This window comes from Streptomyces sp. B1I3 (assembly GCF_030816615.1).
Lineage (GTDB): Bacteria > Actinomycetota > Actinomycetes > Streptomycetales > Streptomycetaceae > Streptomyces.
The window spans coordinates 7,500,980-7,519,592 of record NZ_JAUSYD010000001.1 but is presented as its reverse complement, the minus strand read 5'-3'; the positions used below and the strand labels follow the sequence as shown (position 1 = coordinate 7,519,592).

Sequence of the window (18,613 nt, the reverse complement as noted above, 5' to 3'; positions counted from 1 at the left end):
ACGCGGGCCGGGTGCTGATCCTCGTGCCCTCGCTGGACCTGCTCGCCCAAACCGAGGCAGCCTGGCGCGAGGGAGGCCGCCGGGGGCCGATGTTCGGGGTGTCCTCCCTGCGGGGTGAGGAAGCTGTCTTCCCCAACACCACGGACGTGGGCGAGCTGCTGGAGTGGACGCGAGGCCTGGACAAGGTCACCGTGTACGCCACGTACGCCAGCCTGGGGCTGGGCACGCTGGAGCGGGCACACGCCGCAGGCCTTGCTGCCTGGGACCTGATCGTGGGTCGACGAGGCGCACCGGACGTCGGGGCGGATCGGGAAGCCATGGGCAGTCGTGCACGACAACCAGAAGATCCCGTCCTTGCGCCGGTTGTACATGACGGCCACCCCGCGGTTGTGGCAGCTCGGGGACGCGGACGAGGCCGGCGCGCCCGGTGAGCTGGTAGCGAGCATGGACGACGACCCGGGCGGCCCCTTCGGCAGTCGCTGCTTCACCTTGACACTCTCGGAAGCCGTCGACCGAGGAATCTGTGCCCCCTACCAGGTCGTATGCGTCGACGTCACCGACACCCAGCTCCAAGCCGCGCAGCTCCTAGGTGCCGAAGGCCGCTCCGAACAGGTCCGCGGAGCGCGACTCGCAGCCCTGCAGACCGCGCTGATGAAGGCCTCCTCAGAGGAGGATTTCCGGCGCACGCTGGCCTTCCACCACCTCGTCGCAGAAGCCGAAGCCTTCGCCGCCGGCCTCCCCGACATCGCCGCGCAGCTGCACGCCGCCGAACCGGAACTCTACCCGCGCACGATCTGGGCGGACTGGCTGTGCGGCGAGCACAAACCGCTCCACCGCCGCCGCGTCCTGGACGAGTTCGCCGCAGGGATAACCGCGGACGGCACCATCGTGGAGAAGGGCTACCTGAGCTCCGTGAGAGTGCTCGGCGAGGGCGTGGACACGAAGAACTGCGACTCCGTGTACTTCGCGGACGTACGCGGCTCCATGCCCGACCTTGTCCAAGCCGTCGGCCGGGCGTTGCGGATGCAGCCGGGCGAGGGAAAGACCGCCTCGCTCGTGGTGCCGGTCCTGCTCGGGGCCCGGCGAAACAGCCGACAACATGCTCACCTCCCGCGCATACGGCGGCCTCGCCAAACTGCTGGAGGCGCTGCGGGCGCACGACACCAGGGTTGTAGAACAGCTCGCCGAACAGCAAGCTCCAAGCGGCGTCAGGGGCGTACAAAGCCGCAACGGGGAGCAGGAAGGCGAGAATCGCTGGAGTGGCCGGCTGTCGGTGCCGGCCCGGGAACTGCTGAAGTTCAGCACCCCACGCGACCCCGGCCGCCTTGGCCGCGTTCATCAACCTGCGCGTCCTCAACCCCGAACACCAACACTGGCGGCGCGGAATCGAAGCCGCCGTCATCTACAAACAGCTCCACGGCGACCTACGCGTCCCGTTCACCTACCGCGTCCCAGAAGCAGCACAGGAGGCTCCAACAGCCGCACGGGAGGCTCAGGAGACCGTGGGCGGGGAAACCGAGCAGTGGCCGGCCCTCGCTCGCCGGGTTTCCCCTCGGGCAGTGGACCGCCGACGCCAGGCGCTTCTACGCCCGCGGCACCATGGACGCAGACCGCGTCGAACAACTCGAGAAGCTCGGCATGATCTGGTCACACTTCGACGTCGCCTGGGAAGAAGGCCTTGCCGCCGCCCGTGCGTGGGCAACCGAACACGGCCACCTCCTCGCCCCGCTGGACGCCACCCACCAGGGCGCAAAGGTGGGCATCTTTTTGAAGAATGCGCGGGCCGCCGCCCGCAAGGCCGCCGAGATCGAACAGCGGCGGGCCGAGGGGCTGCCGGTGGAGTCGTCGGCCGGGGCCTTGTCGGACGAGCGGCGTGAGCAGCTGGAGGAGATCGACGCGTCCTGGCGCCCGAGCTGGCCGGTGACCTGGCAGCGGTGCTTCCACCTGGTCCGGATGCATCTCGACGCTGGCGAGGCACTGCCCACCAAGACGCGCCAGGTCCTGCGCCAAGGCGAGGACCTCGGACGATGGGTACAGGCACAGCAGCTCGGATGGGACAAACTGACGTCCGTGCAGCAGTGGATGTGCGAACACGTCCTTGGAATACAACCCGCCAGAGATGAGGACAAGCCGAAACCGCGCACGAGCCAGGCGGAGAAGTGGGCCATGCACTACACCGCCGCCAAGCAGTACTACGAACGCGAAGGCCACCTCCAGGTCCCGCGCAAACACATCGAAACAATCACCCGCCACAGAGGCCAGCGGCCGCGACGGCGGAGGGCCACGACGGCCAGAAGCAGGGACAGCGGATCGTGCAGCTCAAGCTAGGGGCATGGGTCAGCAACCAACGGAGCAGAACCGCCACACTCACCCCGGAACGAGTAGAACAACTGTCCGCCATCGGCATACGGTGGACGTGACACGCATCGCCGTCACCACAGCCGCCGAGCACGGCCAAGACGAGCCCGAGGCGCAGCGGCCGGCACCGCAGCCCGAGTAGGACCAGGTGCTGCTCTACCGGTTACCGCCCGGCCGTCGGTACGGAGCTGCGCGACGGGCCGGTGAAGAGGGTCAGCGCAGCGTCGCCCGGTTCCCCGAGACCACGCTTAGAAGTGGCCTAGTGGGCGTGCAGGTGAACGGGAAGCGGTGCGCTGGGCGAGGATTGCGGGACTGTGGTGATCGTCGCGGTACGGCGGACAAATCGGCACCCGACGGCCGTCCGATGCTGGTGCCGGCGCACGCCGCGGACGACGAACAGGTCGGGCTCGGCCGACCCCTAAGACCGTGTCCTATGTGGTGAGGCGTCGTTGACTCCGTTATGGGGCGGGGTACTTGGAGTTGGATTGTTCCGGACGGGTTGTGGGAGATCGCGGAGCCGCTGATCCCACCATCGAAGGTGCGGTCGCAGGGTGGTGGGACGCAGGACACGCCTGATGAGACGCTGTTCGCGGCGATCATCTACGTGCTGGTCAGCGGGTGCGCCTGGCGGGCATTGCCGCCATGTTTCGGGATATCGAAGTCGACGGCTCACCGCCGGTTCCTGATCTGGTCGCGGGCGGGCGTGTGGGGCCGGCTCCACGAAGAAATCCCTGCACCGGCTCGACGACGCCGGCCTGCTCGACCTCTCCCGAGCTGTCCTCGACTCCGCCCACGTGAGGGCTAAAAAAAGGGGCGAACTCACAGGTCCGAGCCCCGTGGACCGGGGCAAGCCGGGTTCCAAGATGCACGTCCTGTCGGACGCGAACGGCCCTGCCCCTCCTCGTCGGCATCACCGCGGGCAACACCCACGACAGCCAAGCCCTCAAGCCCATGATCCTCGGTCACCAAACGAGACACGACCCTCACCGAGGCCGCCACCTCAAGCCCCCGCAAGCTCCACGCGGACAAGGCGCACGACATCCCTGAACTGCGGAAATGGCTTCGCGGAAAGCGCATCGGTGTCCGCATCGCGCGCAGGGGCATCGAGTCCAGCGAACGGCTAGGACGCCACCGCTGGGTGATCGAGCGGACCATGTCCTGGCTCTCCGGCTACCGCTCACTCAGCCCCCGCTACGAACGCCACCCCCGCAACTACCTGGCCTTCCTCGGCCTCGCCGCCGCCCTCTGTTGCTACAAACGCCTGGTCCGCCTCGCCACATAGGACACGGTCTTAGCCGGGCGCTGTCATCTAGCGGGTGGCAACTATCCGCGCTGGCATGTTGTTGCTACCGTTCGCGGTCAAGACGCAAGAGACAGGGAGTTTGGCATGGAGCCGGTTTCAGGCGTGTCGGCCCCTGAGCCTGATCCAGCATCGGGAGTTCGTGTTTCAGGCGCGCTGGTTAGGATCGCCGAACACTCCGTGCCAAAGCTTAGCCTGATCGACATCAGGGCACGGGTTCGAGGACCTCACGGTCTTCCTCGGGGAGCGGGCTCGGACAACCTTCCGATTACCTCAGGCGCGACACAGCGCTTACTGTCACACAGGCGGTGCCCCAGGCAGGGTGTCAAGTTTCTGCGGCCCGAAGTATCCCAGTCGAAGACCGTACGTACCTTGGTGCAGGATGTCGGAGCCGTAGGGCGTCAAGCCCGTGGGGCTGCCGTCGAGAGCGCCCGTGTAATTGCCGTCCGGTGTCATTCTTCGATGTTCGCAATTATCTTTGTACCAGGCCCATGCAAGCCACCCGACTTCCCACTGCGTAAGGGTGATAAGCAGATTCTGGTAGCGGAATTCGGTGCGTGGCGGGTTATCGAGATTTGTTCCGTCTAGCCCGTAGAAGCACTCGTTGTCGTTCGCAAATTGCTTGTTGGCGATCTCGCCGAGAACGATGGGAAGTTTCGCCCTAATCGCCAGATTCACATCGGCGGACCCGTCGTAGTCATCGCCCCAGTAGGCATGTGCACTGAGCAGGATGCTGTGCAGCGGGTCGTGATCGATCAACTCCTGGCCGGCGCTCAAAAAAGCGTTGACCGATGAGCCGCAGTCCGGTGCGTCGATCATGATCGGCATTCGAAGCCCTTTGCTGCGAATGCTGGTGATCGCCTTCTTGTACGCAACTTTGAACTTATCCAGGGCTGCAGGTGACCAATTTTGCCATCGGTACCAGCCCAACTCGTTGGCGAGGTTGATAATGACATATCGCTCATGTCTCTTCAACATCCCAAGCACGTCCGGCCGAGTCCACCAGCTCATCAGCTCACTGTTGACAAGCTCGGGGTCCTCTTTGCACGTGCAGTCGTGCAACTCCACGATGGGCACAAGGCGGCTGGTCCGGCACTTCTCAAGCACGCGGTCTAGGTCGGCCGTGGCGTACGGGGGACGCGACGCGGCAGGATATTGCGCATACCACTGAATCCTGACGCAATTTGCGCCCGTCTTCGCCAACTCCTCCAGTTTACCGTAGGGGCGACTAGCGGGAAAATCCCAGTCATCGACGAGCGGGATGTTGATACCCTTAAGTACTATCCTTGCATGGTCATTGCCGCGTAGCCAGTACCTACCACTGTCGTCGAGGCCGTAGCTCTTGTTGGACACATATAGCACCGGGCTGGGATCGGTCGGTCGAGGTATCGGAATCATTGTTCACCCTCCGTGGTGCCAACTTTAGAACGACGGGCGCCCGCCGCTGGACGCTGCCGTTTCGTCGCGTATCCAGTACAGGCCCTGTGTAGTGGTCTCCACACACATCAGCTCGCCTTGCTGGCGGAACCGCGTCTCCTGCAAGGTGACGACTTCCTCGCCGTCCTTGAACGTCTGATCGCGATCCCGCCCCATGTCGTGCCGGTGCTCCGGCTGCATTCCGCGCCCGCACGAACGCCTGGTACAGCGTGTTCCCCCGCAGCGGCGAGCCGTCCCGACTCCGAGGGCACTGGGCCTCGTATACAGCCCACCATGCGGAAGAACGACGATCTTCCCGTCAGTGTGGAGCGCCGTTACGCCATCCTGGGTGCTGGTCGAACCCAGTACAGCCACCGGCCACTGCTGTCCCAACCGATCATGGGCGCCCGATCCGACCCACGCAGACTCATCGCTGCGTCTCACGTTCATCGTCTCCCCGGACCGTGCAGTTGGCCACTCGGCAACACACGGGGGGTCGTTGACGCCTAAACATGACCCTGTAGTCCGCCTTCGGTCGCCCCGACCCACTGAGCTCTTTCAGAGCGGCCACTGATCGAGTGACCCAGGACGAGTCAGGATGAGGACCGCAACGCACAAGGCTCCCGGGCCGTTGAGGGAGGTGTTCGAAGTCTCAACCCATCGGCACAGGAGCCCTGTTGGTTCCCTACCCTGCCGCACTCGACCTGCCTCATGCTCTGGTCGAGTGGGTATCCATGCTCATCGTCACCCGTGAGGGTGACCGACGCTGCAAGCTCCCACCTCACCAGCGCGCTCTCGTCGGCCTGGTATACCTGCGCCGGCACGACCCGCTCGCACAGATCGCTGTCGGCTTCGGGATATCCGTCGGCACCGCCCACGCCTACGTTAAGGCCGTCGTCGAGCACTTGTCCCGCCAGGCGCCCGGACTGCTGCGGGTCCTGCGGGAAGCAGACCCTGACCACGTCCTGCTCGACGGAACCCTCGCCGAGTGCGACCGCGTCGGCGACAGCCGGGCCGACTTCTCCCAGAAGCACCGCCGCCACGGCGTGAACGTGCAAGTGGTGACCGATCCCACCGGCAACCTGCTGTGGATCTCACCCGCGCTGCCCGGCCGCACTCACGACCTCACCGCCGCCCGCACCCACCGCATCATCCGTATCTGCGAACGCCAGGGTGTTCCGATCCTCGCCGACCGCGCCTACATCGGCGCCGGCCCCTGGGTGACCACACCCATCAGACGGCCTCCTCGCCAGGACCTCACCACGACCCAACGGACAGTCAACCGCGCCCTGTCAGCGGCACGGGCACCGGTCGAACGAAGCATCGCACGACTCAAGTCCTGGCAGATCCTCCGCCGAGCCCGCTGCAGCCCCAACCGCATGACCGCCATCGCCGCAGCCATGCGGTTGGGAACCGTCTCACGACCAGACGAGTCGACCTTCGGTGACCCCACAGACCGGGTAGCTTCCATCGGCGATCTTCGTCAGCATCTCCGCTACGGAGTCGAAATACTGGGCCATCGATTCGTACTCGCCGGTGACCGTGGGCGCACCCACGAACCATCTGCCGATACGTCCGTCCCTCGCGTCGATGAACTGTCCCATCCAGCCGTCCCGGTCCGACTGAAACGGGATCCACTCCTCGCGCCATTCGCCCCCACCGGACAAGGGGTGATTCGCGTAGAGCTTCTCCATCGCCCGGACACCCAGAAAGAAGCTTCCCTCGTCCGGGAACCCGTCGAAGCCGCAACATGCCACTTCGTCGTCGACATCTTCCTCAGGTAGATCCAGATTGTTCTGCAACAGCCACGTCCGCAGGTCCCCAGGCAGGGAGATGCCCATCCGTTCTTCGGCGGCCGCGAGCATCTGCTCCGTAGCGGGCCCTGGCAGGTCCGCGTAATCGGCTGGCGCGTGCTGCCGAAGAAGACTCATCACGCGGGACCAACTCTCAGCCACACTCATTGCCCTCTGCCCTCTGCCCTCTCTGCAGGGATGTCTCCGTCCGACCACGCCACTGCGGAGGTTGGGAAGTACCGACCGGAGAACCTTGCAGGGATGGTACTTCGAGCATGCGTCCCATCCCTCCTCACGACCATCCTCCGCCCCGAAGCGCAGGGTCGGCCCCTCAGCGAGGTGACCGCCCGCGACTTTTCACAGACGACCCACTGTGCCCGGCGGGCCCAGCCGAGGAGCCTCCAGGACTCCAGCGAGGGCCACGGCGTCACCCTGGAGTGGCGAAGCTGAAAACGCTCACCGTCTCACCAAGGCGTTTCCGAACGCGGTCATGGTCCACACCCCCGTCCACGCCTCCTGGACCAACCAGATCGAGATCGTCTTCTCTATCGTCCAGCGCAAGGTCGTCTCACCCAACGACTTCACGGACCTGACCCAGGTCCGGGACCGGCTCCGAGCATTCGAAGACCGCTACAACGCCACGGCACAGCCATTCCACTGGAGGTTCACCACCTCCGACCTGGACGATCTGCTGGCCCGGCTCGACCGACACACACCCGCCGACCGACAAGAAGAATCCTCCGTCGCCCTGGCAGCCTGATCAACCCCCGAAGGACTTCCGGAGCCGACCACTTAGCAACGCATCATGCTCTGGCTGAGGAGCCGGCCGCCGGGTTGCGGAGGCAAGAGGTGTGCCCCGGATCCGGCGGCGGGGTGGGTTGGCCGGATCCAGGGCAGCGCGCGCTGAGCCCTTGTGCGGGGCGGGGTTACTTCACGGCGCCGGCGGTCATGCCGCGGGTGAGGGAGCGCTGGAAGATGAGGAAGAACACGACCATGGGGATGACGCCGAGGAGGGCGGCTGCGCTCATGGCAGTGGGGTCGCTGGTGTATTGGCCCTGCATGACGGACAGGCCGAGGGGGACGGTCTGGTTGTCGTTGGAAATGAGCAGCACGAGGGGGTAGAGGAACTCGTTCCAGCTCCAGACGAAGAAGAAGACGCACATCACCGACAGGGTGGGCCAGCTCATGGGCAGCACGATGCGCCACAGGATCGTCCAGCGGCCGGCGCCGTCCATGGAGGCGGCTTCGATGAGTTCGCGGGGGAAGCTGGAGAAGACGGAGGAGAGCAGGTAGGTGCCAAACGCGCTGTAGGTGATGCCGACCAGGATGGTGTAGCCGAGTTTCCCGTCGTAGAGGCCCATCTCCTTGAAGAGGTAGTAGATGGGGTAGACGAGTCCTTCCTGCGGCAGGACGTTGACGCCGAGGAAGAAGACGAGGAAGGCGGTGCGCCAGCGGACGCGGCCGATGCCGATGGCGTAGGCGTTGAAGAGTGCGAACAGGACGGCGATGAGGACGACGCCGAGGCTGATCTGGACGCTGTTGAGGAGTTTCTGGGTGAAGCCGACGCGGTCCCAGACGTCGGCGATGATGCTCCAGTTCCACTCGGTGGGCCAGGACAGGGAGCCGTGGGCCCGGAAGTCGGCGCTGGTCTTGAATGAGTTGAGCAGGATGACGGCGAAGGGTGCGAGGAAGGCGAGGACGAAGACGGCGACGGCGGCCAGGACCGCGTAGGAACCTCGGGAGCGGCGGTTTCCGGTGGCTTTGCGGGTCTTGCGCCGGACGCCCCGGCCGCGGGGTCCTGGTGTGGGGGTGCGTGACGTTGTGGGCGTGGTGGGGTCGGTGGTCATGGTCATGGTCATCCGTCCTCGCGGGCCTGGCGGGTGAGCATCGTTCCGGCGATGATCAGCACGAGCAGCGTGATGGTGCTGGAGATGGCTGATCCGTAGCCGACGTCGGCGCGCTCGAAGAAGTTCTGGTACGCGAAGTAGGAGGGGACCAGGGTTGAGTTGCCGGGGCCGCCGCCGGTGAGGACGAAGATCTGGGCAAAGACCTTCAGGCCGGCGATGGTGGTGGTGACCAGGACGACGTAGACCTCGGGGCGCAGGATGGGCACGGTGATGCGGGTGAAGCGCTGCCACCAGGTCGCGCCGTCGAGGGAGGCTGCCTCGTAGAGTTCGGGGTCGATGCGCTGGAGCCCGGACAGGAACAGCACCAGCGGGTAGCCGAGCTGCATCCAGACCAGGACGGCGAGGACGACCCAGAGTGCGAGGTCGGGGTCGCCGAGCCAGTTTTCGGCCAGAGAGGCGAGGCCGGCCTTTTCGAGGACGCTGTTGACGGCGCCTTCCGGGGCGAGGATCCATCCCCACATCAGGCCGGTGACGGCGACCGGGATGACTTGGGGAAGGTAGAGCCCGGAGCGGAAGAGGCTGACGACGCCGTCGCCGTGCTTCTTGCCGATGTAGTCGAACAAGAGGGCTGCGAGGAACAGGCCGAGCACGGTCGGGACGACCGCGATGCCGACGATGACGAAGGCGATGTTGCGGAACGAGGCCCAGAAGTCGGAGTCGCTGAAGAGTCGGGTGTAGTTGTCGAAGCCGATCCAGGTGGGGTCTCCGATGCCCTGCCACTGGGTGAGGCTGTAGTAGAAGGTCATCACGAGCGGAACGACGAGGAAGAGCAGGCTCAGTAGCAGGCCCGGTGCGAGGAAGACGGCGTACCCCGTGGGCCGCGTACGTCGTGTGGTTTTCACTGTGGCTCCTGGATGGGCGGGACGGCGGCCCGGTGGGGGCAGCCGCCGTCCCCGGAAGTGAAGGGGCTGACGCGTGGGCGAGGAGGTGTGTCAGCCTCAGCGCCGCGAGGCGGCGTACTTCTCGTAGGGGGCTGCGAGCTCGTCGAGAACCTTGTCGGGCTTACTGCCGTTCATGAGGTTCTGGGTGGCAGCCATCCACGTGTCGTAGTAGCCGGCGACGGGCCAGTCGGGGTAGAAGGCGAGGCCGTTGCTGGCCTGGTGGGTGTTGAATGCGGTGATGAGCTCGCGTGCCTTGGGGTTGGTGATGCTGTCTGCCTTGGCTGCGAGGGGCACGTTGCCCTCTTCGCCGATCCGCTTCTGGATCTTGTCGGACATGGTGATGTCGATGAAGTCCTCGGCGAGCTTCTTGTTCTTCGCCTTGGTGGGGACGACCCAGTGGTTGCCGCCGGAGCCGAGGGTCTTCTCGCTGCCCGGGTAGGGTGCGGTGGACCATTCGAAGTTCTTGATGTCGGTGGTCAGGCCGCCGAACCACCAGTTTCCGCCGACCATGATCGGCCGCTTCTGGGAGACGAATTGCTCGGTCATGTCGGCGCCCTTGAGGCCGACGTCCTTCTTTTCGAAGTAGCCCTTGTCGAGCCACTCCTTGTACTTGTTGACGGCGTAGGTCAACTCGGGGCCGTGGAAGTCGACCTTGCCCTTGTACAGCTGGTAGTTGTCGACCCAGGTGTCATCGGCCTGTGAGAGTGCGAGCAGGTAGAGCCAGTGCCCGGCGGGGTGGTCGTTGGCGGCGTTGGCCAGGGGTGTGATGCCGGCTGCCTTGAACTTGGCGAGCGCCGCTTCGAAGCTCTTGAAGTCGGTGGGCTTGGCCACGTTGTACTTCTTGAAAAGGTCGTCGTTGTAGTAGGAGAGGACGAACTCGCCGTAGTTCGGGATGCCGTACCACTTGTCGCCGCCCATTTCGCCGTTGGCGTCGTAGCGGGCGGTGACGGATGCGCTCTCGCTGATCTTCTTGTCCCAGCCGCGTTCCTTCGCGACGGAGGTCAGGTCGGTGAGCAGGCCCTGCTTGGCGAGCAGTCCGGTGGTGGCATTGCCCTTGTTGTACTCCATGACGTCGGGCGCCTTGTCGGAGTTGAGGATCATGCCGGCGTTCTGCTGTATCTGCTCGAACGTCTTGCGTTCGAAGACGACCTTCACGTCGGGGTGGGTCTTCTTGAACTCGGCGATGGCCGCGTCCCAGGCGTTGCTCAGGGCGCCGTCCTCCTGCTCGTAGTGCCACAGGCGCAGAGTCTTGCCGTCCCCGGCCGCGGTGTCCGATCCGCCGCCGCAGGCGGTCAGCGGTGCCACGAGTGCCAGAGCGGACACGGCGAGCAGGGCTCGTCGGGTGGTGCGGCGTGGAGCACGGAAGCGCATGTTCGTCATGAGGTTTCCTTGGGTGTGCAGGGTCAGGGCGGTGCGGGGGGAGGCGGTACGGGTGTTCAGGTGGGGCTGGTCAGACGTTGCGGCGGTGGACGCGGGCTTCCCAGGGCTGCAGGGTGTGCGGGGCCGTGAGAGGTGCGGTGGCGGCAACGTTGGCGATGAGGATCTCGCTGTGTTCCCAGCCATCGGGCAGGTCGACGGTGAGGTCGGCTCCGCTGAAGTTGGCGAGGACCAGAAGTTCGGTGCCGGATGCCGCGTCGTGGCGCGTGAAGGCGTAGAGCTGCTCGTGGTCGGGCTGGACCATGTGGAAGTCGCCATGGGTGAGGGCGGGTTCGGTGTGCCTCAGGGAGATGAGGCGGCGGTAGTAGTGGAAGACGGAGTCCGGGTCGGCGACCTGAGCCTTGGCGTTGACGCGGGTGTGGTCGGGGTTCACCGCGATCCAGGGGACGCCGGTGGTGAAGCCGGCGTTCTGGGTGGTGTCCCACTGCATGGGAGTGCGGGCGTTGTCCCGGCTGCGGTGGCGTAGCCCCGCCAGGATCTGTTCCTCGTCGACTCCGAGAGCGGTCTGCTCGCGGTGGTGGTTGAGGGATTCGATGTCCCTGAAGTCGTCGATGGAGGCGAAGGGTGCGTTGGCCATGGCGAGTTCCTCGCCCTGGTAGATGTACGGGGTGCCGCGGTGCAGGTGGAGCACGGTGGCGAGGAGTTTGGCGGAGCGGTCGCGGTAGGCGGGGCTGTCGTCGCCGAAGCGGGAGACGATGCGGGGCTGGTCGTGGTTGTTCCAGTACAGGCTGTTCCAGCCTGTCTCGCCCAGGCCGGTCTGCCAGCGGCCGAGGCTGGCCTTGAGGTCGGTCAGCTTCAGCGGTCGGACGTCGAACTTCCCGCCGGGCCCCTGGTCGAGCCCCACGTGCTCGAACTGGAACACCATGTCGATCTCGCGACGCGCGGGATCGGTGAAAAGCTTGGCGTCCTCGACGGTGACGCCGGGCATCTCGCCGACGGTGAGCAGGCGGCGCGGGTGGTTTTCGAAGACCTCGCGGTGCATTTCCGCCAGGTACTCGTGGATGCGGGGGCCGCAGATGTAGTGGGGGCTGCCGTCCCCGTGCCGCGCGCCCTCGTGGACGATGCCGTCGGGAAGGCCGGGGGTCTTGGAGATAAGGTTGATGACGTCCATGCGGAAGCCGTCGACGCCTCGGTCCAGCCACCAGCGCATCATGGCGTAGACCGCCTGGCGCACGGTGGGGTTCTCCCAGTTGAGGTCGGGCTGCTTGCGGGAGAAGAGGTGCAGGTAGTACTCGCCGCTCTTCTCGTCGTAGGTCCAGGTGGGGCCGGAGAAGAAGGAGCCCCAGTTGTTGGGTTCCGCACCCGGGGTGCCCGGCTCCATGCCCTCGCGGGCGGGGCGCCAGATGTACCAGTCCCGCTTGCTGCCCTCGGGACCTTCGTCGCGCGAGGCGGTGAACCAAGGATGTTCGTCTGAGGTGTGGTTGACGACCAGGTCCATGACGAGCTTCATGCCGCGCTCGTGGACGGCGGCCAGGAGCCGATCGAAGTCGGCGAGGGTGCCGAAGAGCGGGTCGATGTCCTGGTAGTCGCTGATGTCGTACCCGTTGTCGTCGTGCGGGGAGGGGTAGACGGGGGATAGCCACAGGACGTCGACGCCGAGCTGGGCAAGGTAGTCCAGCCGTTCGATGATGCCTTGCAGGTCGCCGATGCCGTCCGCGTTCGAGTCGGCGAAGCTGCGGGGGTAGATCTGGTACACCACCGCTTCGCTCCACCACGCGTCGGCGGGAGTGGCTTCGATTTCGGGCACGTCAAACCTCATCGTGATCGCTTGGTTGCTTTCAGTTACTTTGCTGGAGGTGGCGGGTTGTTGCCGCCCCCACAGGCACTGCGGGTCAGGAGATGGCTGCGCCTACGGCATCGCGGATGACGAGGCAGGCGGCGCCCCGGGCCCAGAGGTCGTGGCGGGCGGGGTCGACGTGGATGTCGCAGTCGGTGGCCGCGGTGGAGAACGCCTGGGCTTGCATCGCCTCGCTCATGTGTGGGCCGAACAGGTCGTAGGCGACCGCGCCTTCGCCGGCGATGATGATTTTCTGCAGGTTGAGCAGGTTGCACATGCCGGCCACGCCTCTGCCGAGGGCGGTGCCGGCTTCGGCGAAGGCGGATCGGGCCACGGTGCGGGCCGCCCCGGCTTCGCCTCGCGCGAGCTCGATGGCGTCGGCGATCGTGTCGCAGGGAAATCCGCCGTCTGCGAGGTGGCGCAGGATGGCGCGGTCGCCCGCCAGGGCTTCGAGGCAACCGCGTCGGCCGCAGCTGCACATGGGTCCGGAGGGGTCCAGGGGCAGGTGGCCGAGTTCGCCCGCGAGTCCGGTGGCGCCGGAGAACAGGGCGCCGTCCAGGAGCAGGCCGCAGCCGATGCCGGGGCCGACGGTGACCACGGCGAAGGAGTCGATGTCGCGGCCTTCACCGAACCAGCGCTCGGCGACGACCAGGGTGTTGACGTCGTTGTTGACGACCACCGACAGCCCGGTCGCCTCCCGCAGCGGCCCGGCCACGTCGACCTTGTTCCAGTCGAGCAGGGACGAGTAGCGGCAGATCCCGGCTGCCGAATCGACGTGGCCGCTGACCCCGACGCCGAGGCCGAGCACCCTGTCCGCCGCTTCGGGCGCCTCTGCGAGGAGCCTGCCGGTCAGGGAGGCGGCGGCGGACAGGGCGGTCTGGGGGGTGCAGTCGGCCAGGGGCTCCTCGTCCCGGGCCAGGACGTTGGCCGCCATGTCGGTGACGACGCCAAAGACCCGTCCGGGGGCGATCTTCATGCCGACGACCACGTGCTTGTCGGGATTGACGTGCAGCATCTTCTGCGGCCTGCCCCGCCCCTGGGCAACCGGGTCGCTCTCACGCAGGTAGTCATGCTCGAGCAGCGGCGGCAGCATGCGGGTGACAGAGGAGGGCACCAGGCCCAGGCGCTGGGCGAGCTGGGTGCGCGAGATGGGTCCTGCGGTGAGCACGGTCGCGAAGATCTCCGCCCTGGTCTGCTCACTGACAAGCTCCGAGAACCGGATCTTGGACGGGCTCATCACGCGGTGCCTCCAGGTAGTGGTCTGTCAGGGCCGTTGCATCAAGTTCAGCGCCATCGAACCCGATGCGGGTGGCGAGGGCTTCCCGTATGCGCGGGGCCGGTACTGCCAAGCGTTGCAGAGATCGTCATCGCGCCTCCTGCGGCTGGGACGCCATCGACCTGTGGAAGTCGGCGTCGCTACTTATGACGGGAGTGTGTCCCGCAGCCTTTAAGTGCGTCAAGGAAGAAAACAGCGTGTTACGCAACCGTGATGGCCCACCCCAACCGGACGCTCGTAGTCGCTTTGCGTCTTTTGTGCATCTTGTTATGCACACGCTGGCCCCGCAGGTCGAAGAATCCTGTTCATTTCATTGACACGAGGAAGAAATGACGGGAAGTTAACCGGCAACCGGGGCGGAGCCAGGGCCTGTTGGGTCACAGGTCGCCGCCACATCTGCAGCCCCTCACCCCTCGGGGCGGGCAGGACCGGTTCGTTCCGCTCGCAGGACCGGTGTCCTGTGCTCCTGGCCCTGCGAATGATCCCCGCGTGGACTCCCTCAGCCAGCTCCCTCGAAGAGAGACGAACCGCCGACCAAGACGAGTGCCGCACTCCGCACCCCGGTCAACCCGGAAACGGGCGACCGCACACACCGATGACTCCGCCACGCAGCTGCCCCAGCTGCCCCAGCGGTGTTCGTGCCCGCCCCAGGCGGGCGCCTTTGGGGCCATGCCCCGATCCATCATGGAGAGGACATCATCATGCCCGCAGGAAGACTGCGACGGCTCAACCCGCTGGCGGCCATCGCCGCCGGCCTGGCCTTGGCGCTCGCCGGAGCCGTCATGCCGGCCAGCGCTCTGGCTTCGGTCACCCCCCTGCCTTCGGGCCGGCTCGTCCCCGCGGCAGCCCTTGCCGCCGCGGCCTCGGCACCCGCGGCAGGAGCGGCGGGAGAGACCGCGAACAGCGAGCAGCTGCAGACCTGGTGGCACGACAACCACGAGTTCAACACGAGCAGCCCGGTGGGCGGTGACAAGGTGCGGCGGTCCTCCTTCTACGACGTGAAGGTCGCCACGGCCGCGGCGCCGACTACGAAGTACGACTCGTTCGCTTACATGAGCATCCCCCGCAGCGGCAAGGGAAAGATCGGCTACACCAAGGAGGACGGCGCGGAGTTCTCCGCCTCGGCGAACCTCACCATGAGCTGGTCGTCGTTCCAGTACACGGCCGACGTGTGGATCGACGTGTCACTGCGCACCGACCAGAGCATCTCCTCGGCCGACCAGGTCAAGATCAAGCCGAGCAGCTTGAACTTCGACAAGGAGCTGGTCAACAGCAAGACCGTCCGGGTCAAGGTGCCCTACAGCTCGAAGGGCTACCGATTCTCGGTCGAGTTCGACCCGCAGCTGTACACGGCCTACAACGACATGTCCGGCCCGGCCAATGACGCCGGGAAGCTGACCACCACCGGCGGCGGCAACAACCGGGCCATCCACACCGAGCCCCGTAACTCGATGATGGTCTTTGCCGAGCCGACGCCGACCGGCGCGGAGAAGGAGCGGCTGATCCCCACCGCCGCGTCGGGGAGCATCCACTACCCCGAGCCCGGCCAGGTCACGAACCTGAACAACATCAGCCAGGACATCATCTACTTCCGCCCGGGTACCTACACCATGGGCTCGAAGTACCACGCGGTGCTCCCGGCCAACGTCAAGTGGGTCTACCTGGCACCCGGCGCGTACGTGAAGGGCGCCTTCCGCTTCTTCCACGACACCCAGGGCCTGTACAAGGTGACCGGGTACGGAGTCCTCTCCGGTGAGCAGTACGTCTACGAGGCGGACACCAACAACAACTACGACCACCTCAGCGGGGCGTCGAACTGTCACGCCTCCTGCGTGAAGATGCTCCAGTTCCAGTCCGCGGACGCCCAGCAGTACCTCGACCTGCAGGGCGTGACGATCAACGAACCGCCCTACCACTCGTTCGTCGTCTACGGCAACGAGCAGACCTTCCAGATGCGGGTCGACAACTACAAGCAGGTCGGCTCCTGGTACTGGCAGACCGACGGCATCGAGCTCTACCGCGGCAGCACCATGAAGAACACGTTCTTCAACGCCAACGACGACGTGCTGAAGATGTACCACAGCGACGTCACCATCGATAACACCGTCATCTGGAAGAACGAGAACGGCCCCGTCATCCAGTGGGGCTGGACCCCCCGCAACATCGACAACGTCCGGGTGACCAACACCCACGTCATCCACAACCGGATGTACTGGAAGGACGTCAAGTACAACACCTGCATCCTCAACTCCTCCTCCCACTGGGAGGACATGGGATCCACCACCAAGGCCGATCCCAACACCTGGGTCAAGAACATGACCTTCGAGAACATCACCGTCGAAGGCCAGACCAACTGCGCGATCCGCGTCTTCGCCCTCTCCAGCACCGAGAACATCCACGTCAAGAACCTCAAGATCGACAGCTGGAACGGCCTCGACCCGAGCAGCCAGGTCAGCCTCCTCAAGCGCCACACCAACACCGCCGGCCAGAAGGTCACCCTGGGCAACGAGACGACCCAGGGCAAGGGCCTCAAGCTCGAGAACTACACCGTCGGCGGCACCGTCATCAACAAGGCCGGCACCAACTGGGGCGCCGACAAGCCCGGCCGGCTCGGCTTCGACGCCGAGAACTGGGACAACTGGAACGCCTGGGGCCCCGGGGGTAACCCCGACCCCGACCCCGACCCCGATCCCGACCCGGGGACGGGTTCCGGCCGGATCGTCAACGGCGGCAACAACAAGTGCATCGAACGCGCCGGAGCCGGCACGGCCAACGGGACCGCGATCCAGCAGTGGACCTGCGCGAACACAGCCTCGATGACATGGACGCTGGACGGCCAGCAGCTCAAGTCCGGCGGCAAGTGCCTGGACGTCGAAGGCGGCTACACCGCCAACGGCACCAAGGCCCACCTGTGGGACTGCGGTACCTGGGACAGCCAGAAGTGGGCCTTCCAGGCCAACGGCACGCTGAAGAACGTCAAGTCCGGCCGCTGCCTCGACGTCGAAGGCCAGAGCAGCGCTGACGGAGCCCGCCTCCACCTGTGGGACTGCGGCACCTGGGCCAGCCAGAAGTTCAACCTCACCGCCTAACCAGCCCGGTCGCCGGTGACCGCCCCGCTGCGCCCACCGGCGACCGACCCCGACAGCGCCTCCCCGCAGAAAGGCATGCCGCACATGCCACCAACCAGGTTCGAACAACCCGTCCTGAGCCTCTTCCGCGTCGTGACCGGACTTCTCTTCGCCTGCCACGGTGCCGCCACCCTCTTCGACGTCCTGGGCGGCCCGCACGGGCAGGTACCCACTGCCGGGCAGTGGCCCGGCTGGTGGGCTGCGGTGATCCAGCTGGCCGGCGGAGCACTCGTCCTGATCGGGCTGGGAACCCGCCCGGCAGCCCTCCTGTGCTCAGGCTCCATGGCCTACGCCTACTTCGTCCACCACCAAAGCGACGGACTGTTCCCCCTGCAGAACGGCGGGGAGAGCGCCGCCCTGTTCTGCTGGGCCTTCCTACTCATCGCCGCCCTCGGCCCTGGCCGGTGGTCCCTGACCGCCCAGCTGAACCTGCCCGTGCGCCGGCGAGAGGAGGTGAACAACGACTTCAGCAACACCTGAACCCCCGACTGTCATGAGCACGTAAGCCACGGGCCGCAGTTGGTCTGTGATCCCCCAAGACACGGAGGAAGAACCCCATGCACCGCATACCCGCAACGCTGTCCCGCGCCGTCGCGCTGGGCTCCGCCGTACTGGCCACCGCCCTCCTCGGCGTCATCCAGGCCCCGGCGGCCTCCGCACACGGCACCGTCATCACCCCCGAGACCCGCAACTACGGCTGCCTGCAGCGCTGGGGCTACAGCGAGCCCAACGAGTCCCAGGACCCCATGTGCTACCGCACCTACCACGAGAACCCGAACGCCATCGGCGCGTGGAAGGCCGTCTACGCCAACAACACCGGCGACAACTACAAGCAGGTCATTCCCAACGGCGAGATCTGCAGCGCCGGCGGCCAGGGCGAGACGAACTACCGGCCCCTCGACCGCCCCGGACCGTGGAAGATGACCGACATCGGCTCCAACTTCACCGTCGACCTCTACGACGAGGCCCGACACGGCGCGGACTGGCTCGAGGTCTACGTCACCAAGCAGGGCTTCAACCCCGAGTACCAGCTGATCGGGTGGGACGACCTTGAATTGGTGAAGAAGACCGGCCGCTACCCCTACCAGGCGCACTACGTCACGGACGTCAGCACCTCCGGCTACAGCGGACGCCACGTCGTGGTGACCGTCTGGAAGGCATCGCACATGGACCAGAAGTACTTCCTGTGCAGCGACGTCAACTTCAGCTGACCACAGCCGGCTGACGGGGGCCCCGCAGGAGCAACGCCTCCTGCGGGGCCCTCCCCTTCCGGCTCTTCAAGGCCCCGGCCGGTGACCAGCCGCCGCCGCGAGGCACCGAGCAACCTGTGTCCGAGATCG

The 18,613-nt window shown here is 66.0% G+C and carries 12 protein-coding genes and 3 pseudogenes; 7 read left to right on the top strand and 8 right to left on the bottom strand.

Annotated features, from left to right (window positions below):
- Positions 1–2,420 (top strand): annotated as a pseudogene (locus QFZ58_RS34325) (Helicase associated domain protein); the annotation flags it as partial.
- A 398-nt stretch (positions 2,421–2,818) separates the two neighbouring features.
- Positions 2,819–3,640 (top strand): annotated as a pseudogene (locus QFZ58_RS34320) (IS5 family transposase).
- Between the two features lie 315 nt (positions 3,641–3,955).
- Here the strand turns inward: QFZ58_RS34320 and QFZ58_RS34315 are convergent.
- Positions 3,956–5,011, bottom strand: a complete 1,056-nt coding sequence (locus QFZ58_RS34315) for a cellulase family glycosylhydrolase (protein WP_307128726.1) — start codon at positions 5,009–5,011, stop codon at positions 3,956–3,958.
- Positions 5,012–5,080: 69 nt separating this feature from the next.
- Complete coding sequence (locus tag QFZ58_RS34310) at positions 5,081–5,275, bottom strand: hypothetical protein (protein WP_307128725.1); 195 nt, start codon at positions 5,273–5,275, stop codon at positions 5,081–5,083.
- A 476-nt stretch (positions 5,276–5,751) separates the two neighbouring features.
- Between QFZ58_RS34310 and QFZ58_RS34305 the strand changes: the two are divergent.
- Positions 5,752–6,477: pseudogene (locus tag QFZ58_RS34305) on the top strand (transposase family protein); the annotation flags it as partial.
- Positions 6,478–6,492: 15 nt separating this feature from the next.
- Here QFZ58_RS34305 and QFZ58_RS34300 read toward each other — a convergent pair.
- The gene (locus tag QFZ58_RS34300; RefSeq protein WP_307129091.1) at positions 6,493–7,005 is read right to left on the bottom strand and encodes an SMI1/KNR4 family protein; all 513 of its coding nucleotides are present in this window, start codon (positions 7,003–7,005) and stop codon (positions 6,493–6,495) included.
- Positions 7,006–7,357: 352 nt separating this feature from the next.
- Here QFZ58_RS34300 and QFZ58_RS34295 point away from each other — a divergent pair, with 352 nt between their 5' ends.
- Positions 7,358–7,627 (top strand): hypothetical protein, encoded by a 270-nt coding sequence (locus QFZ58_RS34295; protein ID WP_307128724.1) that lies wholly within the window; start codon positions 7,358–7,360, stop codon positions 7,625–7,627.
- 166 nt (positions 7,628–7,793) lie between these two features.
- On the opposite strand, the gene QFZ58_RS34290 is transcribed toward QFZ58_RS34295, so the two are convergent.
- The 5 genes from QFZ58_RS34290 to QFZ58_RS34270 all read right to left on the bottom strand — a co-directional run bounded on the left by QFZ58_RS34290 (position 7,794) and on the right by QFZ58_RS34270 (position 14,106).
- Entirely contained in the window at positions 7,794–8,714 is a 921-nt protein-coding gene (locus tag QFZ58_RS34290; RefSeq protein ID WP_307129090.1) for a carbohydrate ABC transporter permease, read from the bottom strand.
- Between the two features lie 8 nt (positions 8,715–8,722).
- Positions 8,723–9,616 (bottom strand): carbohydrate ABC transporter permease, encoded by an 894-nt coding sequence (locus tag QFZ58_RS34285; protein WP_307128723.1) that lies wholly within the window; start codon positions 9,614–9,616, stop codon positions 8,723–8,725.
- 96 nt (positions 9,617–9,712) lie between these two features.
- On the bottom strand, positions 9,713–11,035 hold the full coding sequence (locus tag QFZ58_RS34280; protein WP_307128722.1) for an ABC transporter substrate-binding protein: 1,323 nt from the start codon (positions 11,033–11,035) through the stop codon (positions 9,713–9,715).
- A 70-nt stretch (positions 11,036–11,105) separates the two neighbouring features.
- Positions 11,106–12,839, bottom strand: a complete 1,734-nt coding sequence (locus QFZ58_RS34275; RefSeq protein ID WP_307128721.1) for an alpha-glucosidase — start codon at positions 12,837–12,839, stop codon at positions 11,106–11,108.
- 85 nt (positions 12,840–12,924) lie between these two features.
- On the bottom strand, positions 12,925–14,106 hold the full coding sequence (locus QFZ58_RS34270) for an ROK family transcriptional regulator (protein WP_307128720.1): 1,182 nt from the start codon (positions 14,104–14,106) through the stop codon (positions 12,925–12,927).
- 740 nt (positions 14,107–14,846) lie between these two features.
- Here QFZ58_RS34270 and QFZ58_RS34265 point away from each other — a divergent pair.
- The 3 genes from QFZ58_RS34265 to QFZ58_RS34255 all read left to right on the top strand — a co-directional run bounded on the left by QFZ58_RS34265 (position 14,847) and on the right by QFZ58_RS34255 (position 18,484).
- Positions 14,847–17,234 carry a family 49 glycosyl hydrolase gene (locus tag QFZ58_RS34265; RefSeq protein ID WP_307128719.1) on the top strand — a complete coding sequence of 796 codons (2,388 nt, stop codon included), beginning with the start codon at positions 14,847–14,849 and terminating at the stop codon, positions 17,232–17,234.
- Positions 17,235–17,318: 84 nt separating this feature from the next.
- A complete protein-coding gene (locus QFZ58_RS34260; RefSeq protein WP_307128718.1) occupies positions 17,319–17,753 on the top strand; it encodes a DoxX family protein in 435 nt (144 codons plus the stop codon).
- A gap of 77 nt (positions 17,754–17,830) precedes the next feature.
- Positions 17,831–18,484: a lytic polysaccharide monooxygenase auxiliary activity family 9 protein gene (locus tag QFZ58_RS34255; RefSeq protein WP_307128717.1), complete on the top strand. Its 654-nt coding sequence runs from the start codon at positions 17,831–17,833 to the stop codon at positions 18,482–18,484.
- The last annotated feature ends 129 nt before the right edge of the window (positions 18,485–18,613 follow it).

Coding starts and splice junctions, on each gene's coding strand:
- QFZ58_RS34265 (WP_307128719.1), top strand. CDS start 14,847: ATGCCCGCAGGAAGACTGCGACGGCTCAACCCGCTGGCGGCCATCGCC.
- QFZ58_RS34280 (WP_307128722.1), bottom strand. CDS start 11,035: ATGACGAACATGCGCTTCCGTGCTCCACGCCGCACCACCCGACGAGCC.
- QFZ58_RS34310 (WP_307128725.1), bottom strand. CDS start 5,275: ATGCAGCCGGAGCACCGGCACGACATGGGGCGGGATCGCGATCAGACG.
- QFZ58_RS34300 (WP_307129091.1), bottom strand. CDS start 7,005: ATGAGTCTTCTTCGGCAGCACGCGCCAGCCGATTACGCGGACCTGCCA.
- QFZ58_RS34270 (WP_307128720.1), bottom strand. CDS start 14,106: ATGAGCCCGTCCAAGATCCGGTTCTCGGAGCTTGTCAGTGAGCAGACC.
- QFZ58_RS34295 (WP_307128724.1), top strand. CDS start 7,358: ATGGTCCACACCCCCGTCCACGCCTCCTGGACCAACCAGATCGAGATC.
- QFZ58_RS34255 (WP_307128717.1), top strand. CDS start 17,831: ATGCACCGCATACCCGCAACGCTGTCCCGCGCCGTCGCGCTGGGCTCC.
- QFZ58_RS34260 (WP_307128718.1), top strand. CDS start 17,319: ATGCCACCAACCAGGTTCGAACAACCCGTCCTGAGCCTCTTCCGCGTC.
- QFZ58_RS34290 (WP_307129090.1), bottom strand. CDS start 8,714: ATGACCACCGACCCCACCACGCCCACAACGTCACGCACCCCCACACCA.